5 protein-coding genes are annotated in these 8,014 nt (G+C 46.8%); all 5 read right to left on the bottom strand.

The genetic code is table 11. The features are described from left to right. Window positions 1–73: 73 nt before the first annotated feature. Window positions 74–2,707, bottom strand: coding sequence for a dockerin type I domain-containing protein (locus AB1797_01565; GenBank protein ID MEW5766300.1), 2,634 nt, complete (start codon window positions 2,705–2,707; stop codon window positions 74–76). A gap of 1,882 nt (window positions 2,708–4,589) precedes the next feature. Next, window positions 4,590–4,913, bottom strand: coding sequence for a hypothetical protein (locus tag AB1797_01570; protein ID MEW5766301.1), 324 nt, complete (start codon window positions 4,911–4,913; stop codon window positions 4,590–4,592). Between the two features lie 32 nt (window positions 4,914–4,945). Continuing rightward, window positions 4,946–5,467, bottom strand: a complete 522-nt coding sequence (locus AB1797_01575; GenBank protein MEW5766302.1) for a cob(I)yrinic acid a,c-diamide adenosyltransferase — start codon at window positions 5,465–5,467, stop codon at window positions 4,946–4,948. Window positions 5,468–5,549: 82 nt separating this feature from the next. Then, on the bottom strand, window positions 5,550–7,223 hold the full coding sequence (locus AB1797_01580) for a glycoside hydrolase family 57 protein (protein MEW5766303.1): 1,674 nt from the start codon (window positions 7,221–7,223) through the stop codon (window positions 5,550–5,552). After that, a partial coding sequence (locus tag AB1797_01585; GenBank protein ID MEW5766304.1) for a tetratricopeptide repeat protein occupies window positions 7,216–8,014 on the bottom strand: 799 nt, incomplete at its 5' end. The genes AB1797_01585 and AB1797_01580, both read right to left, overlap by 8 nt.

An 8,014-nucleotide genomic window follows, 5' to 3' on the forward strand; every position in this document is an offset into this window, starting at 1 on the left:
CCAAGACACCAAGCCACGAAAATTGGGGCCGGTGGTAGGTCTTTGGCTGACCCACCACCGGCTTTTTGTGGTCTTACTTCAACACAATCATCTTCCTGGTCGAGGTAAAATCACCTGCCTTCAACTGATAGAGATAAACCCCGCTGGCTACCTCATATCCCTGGTTATCTTTACCATCCCAGTAAGCAGCTTTCTCTTTAACCTCGTATATCCCGACTGCCTTTTCACCCAGATCAAGGGTCCTGACCAATTGACCGGAGAGTGAATAAATATTAATCACTACCTTAGCTGACTGGCTCAGACCAAAGGGTATCCAGGCCTCAGGATTGAGAGGATTGGGATAGTTCTGAGAGAGGAAAGACCGGATTGGTCTCACCTCAGAATTAAGAAGCTCAAAGGGAAGCTCAATAGCCTGATTACTGCCCAGGGTAATCTCCTTTATAGAGATATCCCCGGCTGAAGCTACTGAAGCCAGTGTAATCTTCAAGAGGTCTCCGGAACCACTTACCCCGGATACGCCGGGCATATTGAGTAAGACCCTCAGTCTACCCTGCTCATTTTGGATATTACTCAGGAGACGAGCCCCCTGGGTTAAACTCCCGGCTTCCACCTTTTCAATCCTCACCCTGGCCGGATCATAGCTGAGGTCACACTGGAGGGTATCAAAACCCTTAACTTCGCTGACAGACAAGGTAAGTTCCCTGGTAGCCACCCCTCTCATCTTCAGTTTGGCTATTTCCTCCGGCGTGGTAATCTTAGTCGGCGCTGGGGCCGAAGGTAAGCCCAGAATAATCCGCTCAATCGCCGTAATATCGGCTGAGCTTACCTTGCCGTCCTGATTAGCATCGGCATTAGCCCAATTGCAGTAGCAGTCGCTGTCAAGGCCCAGAAGGCATCTCTCTAACTTGGTAATATCCAAGATATTAACCACTCCATCACAGTTGACATCACCCCGCAGAGTCGGCGTGGGGAAGGGTTGGCCGCTTATACAGATAGTCGTGTCACTTATATCCATCACGCATATCTCCTGGGCGGCAGTGTCGCCCATGGTCGGGCTATCACTTAAGGTGCTGCAGTTGGTGCTACGGAGGTCAAGGGTGCAGCACGTCCCCACATCTCCTATCGCCCAGAGATATATCTCGACTAAGGAGGTGTCAGAAGTAGTGGTAACCCAACTGTCCACATCTAACATATTGACCAGAAACTCGATGGTTCCAGTCGTGGTATCCATATCTACCATCAGATTCGTCCCCGGGTGAACCGAAGTGTCAGTAGCATCTCCCAACTGGACGGTAGGCGTAGCAAAGCAATTGGTGTCATAAGTAAGGCAAGCGTGAAGTGTATCCATGTAATAAACGGTATCACACATTATATCGGCTCTAAACTGGGTCCCCTGGGCTACAGTATCGCCGCTAGCCACTTGAACCCAGAGATTGGTCCAATTGATAAAGTTTTCCTCAGAAGGGTCACTCCACTCAGAAGCACCGGCCAGATTCCAGCCCTGCACCCTATAGGCTACCGTGCAACCTTGGAGATCGAGGGCCGTAGTGTCAAGATAGGTGGTATCCGAGGTCGAGGCTATCGTAGTCCATGCGGTATAAGGGGAACAACTTGAACTTATCTGAATCTCAAAGGTATCCTCACTATCAGCCGGGCTGCCCCTATCCCAGGTCAATCTGACGCCGGAATCAGTGGCCACGCATTGGAAGGTCTTCACCACGTTAGTCGGGCTATCAGGTTCATTCACCTGGGCCCAACTGGGGGTGTTCATTTCCATATATTCGATACCGGAGTCGTCGACACAGAGTGTCCACGTAGCGGGGTCAGCGCTGTCACTTTCGTCAGCCACTTTCATATAGAGCCTGCCCTTGGCTGTTTGATGAGCGGAAATAAAGACCACCGAATCTCCGCTGTCGCCTACGAAATAAGAAGATACCTGAGTAGAAGCAATGATATCACTGATCACATCCACCACGGTTCCATCGGGACGCCTCACGTAAATATTGGTGGTATCTCCAGGGCTACTGCATCGATCAGAAGTAAAGGTGATGGTATCGCCGGTAGAGGTTATGGCCGGGTCCATATCATAGGCATCGTGGTTGGTTAAATTAGTCAATCCATTACCGTCCATGTCCATCCGCATGATCTCCCAATTATTATTGGTCCCCCGATTGGATTGGAAAACAATGTAAGTTCCATTGTGGGACGGCGCCTGGTTATTATAACCATCATTGGTTAACCTTGCCTGGCCGGTCCCATCTGTCTCCACCTTATATATCTCCCAATCACTCTCACCACTCGGAACAGCGGAGAAAACTACCCACTCAGTGCCTGTCGTCCTACTGGTGGAAAAAGCTGGTTGAGCCGCTGTATCCATAGTTTCACTGAGCGTCGTCTCAACTCCAGTGAAGATATTCTTCTTATATATCCCAAACTTACCATTCTTCTTGGCCGCGAAAACTACCTCTCTACCATCGGGTGAGATGCAAGGATCGATATCATCATAGGCATTGTTAGTCACCTGTTTTGGTTTTGTATCCGGAAAATCGAGGTAATAAATCTCCCAATCTCCCTTGCCATCATTATCAGGGTCGTCAAAGCCCTCAAAGACGAACCGGTCTATCTGGGCCATAGCCTGGCCTGCAAAAACAAAACCTAAGCTCAAGACAACCAGTAAAGCCAACATCCAACCATTTCCTCGTTTCATAACCTACCTCCTTATGTTTTTAGGTCTTTGGGTGGTCTTTGTCCCCCCATTGTCTTGCCCGAAATTAATCCACATTATTGTGGATTCGACAGTTAAAAGTTCTCCCTAAGCCATTGGTATTGTTGGTGTTTGTAAGCCGAGCCGCCTTTAGAGGTAAATGTTCTATTCTAAATGGGTTAAGCTTAAAAACCCGTGAGAACTTTTTAACTGTCAAGTATGGACAGAACCAATAATTCTCCTATGGCCCCCTTGCTTCTGTCATAATATCCCCTCCTGTTTTTGTTTAGCGGTCTGGTTCATCGTTTGGTCCAATCGGAATAGAGTCGACCGTCCACAAAGTCCACCTAGTCCACACCGTCCACATAGTCCACACCGTCCACCTGGTCCACCTAGTCCACATAGTCCACACCGTCCATAGACGGCAGCTCGCCGGCTATTGACCCTGAACGGTTCTAAGAGTGACCGAAACGATAACCCAGGCCTAGTGCCTTGTCACGTTAGTATTTATGGGTAGAGTAGGGGCGAATAATTATTCGCCCCTACCTCCTCCTTTTGCAAGGACGATTCGCGAATCCGCCCTTACTGTAGGGGCACGTTACAACGTGCCCCTACCGCCTTGTCAAGATAGAAGTTATCTGTTAGTGCTTGTCTTTATGCCGAAAGGTTAAATTACCCAAATAAGCAATCATAAGGGTTACCCTTACAAAAGATGAACCCATTAAAGCAAGCTTGACAAGGCACTAGACTCAGATAAGATTTAATGGGATAGGCTTTAAATGGACACAACTATGGTGAGATCTTAGGAGGGTTTTTAAAAAAGAAAATCTCCCTGGCTTTTTTAACAAGCACAAGGAGAATCAGGGAAAATTAGCGGGCTAGATACTGTTGTATCTGAAGAAATTAGAGGAAATACACTTGGGATGCAGTTATTTATTATCCCGGACCAAACATGGATGATCCCTACACCAAATCCCTTTTTAGCCTGATAGCTTCTTTCCTCCATGAAGAACCAGCCCTTTCTTGGAAAATCTCTGTGAGCCACGATCAATTATTAGGTAGTCTGTTGGGTCTCATTTCAAAACCCAACCTGCCTGGCATGATTGTTGTAAGACTTCCTTCCACTGCGTTACAGGCTCGGCCATCTAAATCAACTGCTCAGTATACGGCTTCTTACCCATAACACCTACCATTTTTAGACTAAGATCACCGACTGGTTTATTTTAATAACTTCTTGCCTGGATATGACCTTCCATTCAAATAAATTTAAAGTTATTTGTAACTACTCAGGCAGATAGGCTGAAATTCAATAGCCTTCAGTCTCCCGCCTATTCACCTGCATAATTACAATCGTTTTTTATTATACCAAATAATCGGCCATTTGTCAACAAAAATTTTCAACCTTGCAATTAGAAATTATAAGCAATGAATTAAAATTTTCCCTATACCCTGTCAGGGCTTGACCTTATGGAATACTATCATTCCGTAGATTGGAATCTACGGCTAAATTCCTTTACGCCTTCGGCGTATAAAATAGGATATATTAATAAAACCCGTTCCCTGATTTTCATCAGGGCAAGTTCTGACAGAACCTGCTCCTGACAGGCTCTGGAGTTCAGGAATCATTATGAAAGCCCGAAGGGCGGCAGTATATTAGCCGTAGGTTTGAACCTACGGAACATTAGATTGAAAATTAATTAAGCCCCGCAGGGGCGAAGGAAAAAATCCGACCTGTATGGTTAGGTTGTAGACTACTGACGCTGAAAGCGTCAAATTTTTTTTATGTTTCTTATCTACGTCCCCCATCTTTCCAAAAAAGAGACAATGACCACCCTAAGAGCTAAGAAAGATTACCGCAGAGGGCAGAGAGAAAACGCTGAGTATATCATTCATCTTCCTCTTTAGGTCCGCCTCCGAACCAGCCTTCAAAGACAACTCGACTGGCAATCGCAAAGCCAAGTAATCCCATATTCTCGCCCGTATAAGCCGCCATAAAACTCCAGTAGCCCCCAGGGAAGTCCTGGAGATACCACCGGAAAAAGACCCAGATCAGCCACACCACGGCTATATCAAAAATGATATCGAAGATCCAGATACCCCAGAGCAGATCCCTATCTTCATCTTCAAATTCCGGGGCAAGCCACTTGAGGGCGCGATAGGTAGAGAAGGTTAAGAATAGATTAACAAGGGCAATAAATAGGTAACCCATTTTCTGTTCATGTTCTCCTTGTCCCCCCATCCTCAATATTCTATCCCTTCTCGAGCCGGGATGCCCTGATCATAAGGGTGTTTCAGTGGGACCATTTCCGTGACTAAATCTGCCCTTTCCATCACCTCGGCAGGGGCATACCGCCCGGTAAGAATAAGTTCTACCTTGTCCGGTTTTTGCGAGATTAGATCAAGGATGACTTCCGGTTCTACCAGACCAAGATGGAGGCAGTTGTTTATTTCATCCAAGACAATAACATCGTATTGCCGACCCGTCAAAAGGCGGTTCACTTCTTGTAAGAGGCTGTTTATTTCAGACTTGACTCGCGATCTTTCCTCCTCTGTAGGGTGGGGGAATCGATATCTCTGCTGGCTTTGAATGACCCTGATGCCTAATTTCCTAAGAGGGCTAAGTTCACCACTTGAGCCGGGTTTCAGGAACTGGACCAGACACACCGTGAGCCCCCGACCTAAAGCCCTAATGATCTGGCCAATCGCGGCCGTAGTCTTGCCTTTACCTTCCCCGGTATAAATCTGAGTAAGCCCTTTTCTCATTTCGGATACGGACTGTGTGGACGGTGGACTCTATCCCGATTTGACCCCAACAATAAACAAGACCCACCATCGGCCTTATTATTCACCTCATCGTCGAAAACTCCCGGCCGTGGTGGGTGACCTTAATAATAGGTTGGGAGAGATAAGTCGGGATTTCCTGGCCAATGAGCCGGTAGACATTCATCAGGTGGGTTCTAAAGAGTAGATCAAACTCCCGGTCGTTGTATGAGCCGTGTTCCTCCCCATACCACCAGCACCAGTCACTTCCTTCAGCGATATAAATCTCCTGCCAGGCCTGCTCTCTTGCCTTTTGATCGGCTTGTCCCTTAGCCTCTTGCTCAAACTTAACCAGGGCCTGACGGGCCGCATAAAGGTAATTCCAGGCAGTATTATCCTCTTCATGTCCGATCCATATCTTGAAGTTGTTATTGATCCAAGAACCAGGAAATAGTCTAGGCAGGGTCTCAGCCGGCGGATGATCCTTTAGATATTCACTGGCGGTGACTGTCTTTATCCATAGGTCGGCACTTAATTTTTGGTAAAGCAAACCCAGGAAATCCCAGCCATCATTTTCATAGTATTCCCAGGCATTTTCACCATCCATAATGATAGCCACCAGGTGATCCCCGGGGAAATTATTAACAATCTTGCGGATGACATGCAACCGTCCCATCAGATCAGCCACGGCCTCTTCTGTATCCCACTGCCAATATTCAAAACTGAGGAGATTACTCAGGGTGGTATCCCGAAAGATGCAGTCTATCTGATATTCTCCTATTCGAATACGATACGGTTGGAACTTGACATGAAAACTAAACTCAGAGAAATCAGGACTATTCTTTAAGGTGTTGGCCAAGATAGCCTCATCAGTGGCTATCCAGTTGATCCCTCGCTTAGCCATCATCGGAATGATGGCTTCACTGACTGATCCTTCAGCAGGCCACATCCCACGGGGCGGTCGGTTAAAATGTTTCTTATAATAAGAAATAGCTGCTTCTACCTGGATTTCAGCATCTTCTGGGTGGACGAACCGATTCCTGGGTAATGGCGCCTCAGGCATAGCCCTCAGGGTAATATCTGTGTCACAAAGCAAAGGAAGGATAGAGTGATAATAAGGCGTAACCGAGACCTCAATCTGACCGGCTTCCTGGAGTTTTTGGTAAATAGGCAGGATCCGGGCCATAACCTCCATCTGTTTTTCAAGGACTGCTCGTTTATCCGCTTCAGTAAAGTTCCGATCTTTTTCGATCAGGGCTTTAATCGTCTCATCTCTGGTTTTGAAGAAGGGATCAAACCAGGCCAAATTAAACCAGACCTGAAGGTCCCTGAAGTCCTGCACGCTAAATTCTTTAAGGGCTTTTTCTCTTCCTCCAGCATCTTCCCCCCGGCGTTCCAGAAGCTCCCTATATCTGGGATGAACCCTGACCATATTGTCCCAGTGCGCCATAAAGAAACTATCCAGAATGAATCTTTTATCATCTTTGTTTAATTTACTCGCTGGCTTACGACTCAGACACAGGTGGTCGTCTTCAGTTTTGCCCTCCAGATAGCCCTCTATTTGTTCCATAAGAGAAGGGGTAAGGTTAAAGGTCTGATGTATCTGAGGATATTCTTCCAAGATAGCGGCCATATCGTAGTAGTCCTTAATCCCGTGAAGTCTTACCCAGGGAAGGATACATCGGCCGGAAAAGTTATCCTTGTAATAGGGTTGATGCATGTGCCAGAGAAAGGCTAAATAAAGCGGTTTTTTAGTCATTTTTTGTGCCTCCTTTAACGTTCTGAACTCTCTTGAGGTTTTCTACGGCAGCGGCCGCCCTCTCTTTGTCTCCGACCTGTTCGAATATCTTCCTGGACTGGCTGATAAGCTTAACCGCTCTCTCATAATTCCCCACCCCCGCATGGACCATCCCCAAGTTATTAAGAGTAAAAGCTAATCCGTAAAAATCGCCAATTTCGTGTTTGATGGCCAGACTCTTTTGGTAGTAATCTATTGCTTCGCCTACTTCACCTCTGGCCTCACAGAGGCTGCCCAGGTTGTTATAAGTAGCCGCTATGCCTCGACGATCTCCCAATTCCTCTTTTATCCCCAGGCTGAGTTCATAGTATTGAGTGGCCTGATCAAATTCACCTCGATCCTGATACAGACTGCCCAAGTTGTGATAGGTATTAGCCATAGCCCGACGGTCTCCTACTTCCTCGCTTATCTTAAGATCCTTCTCATAGTAAGTTATCGCTCCCTCCATATCCCCCCTGTTCTGACAGATACTGCCCAGGTTATTAAAGGTAGCCGCCATAGCCGGAAGGTTTCTTAGCTTTCTGGCAATGGAAAGGGCTTTTTGGTAACAAACCACTGCCCTGGCCCATTCACCTTTGATCTTGCATAGATTTCCCATATTGTTATAAGTCGGGATTAAGGTCTCCTCTTCTGAGATTTCCAATTTAAGAGAAAGGGATTTCTCGTAATAGCTGGCTGCCTGGTCAAGTTCACCCTGCTCTTGATAAATACTGCCCAGGTTATTATAAATAGCGGCCGTTCCTGAGACATCC

This window comes from bacterium (assembly GCA_040753085.1).
GTDB lineage: Bacteria > UBA9089 > JASEGY01 > JASEGY01 > JASEGY01 > JASEGY01.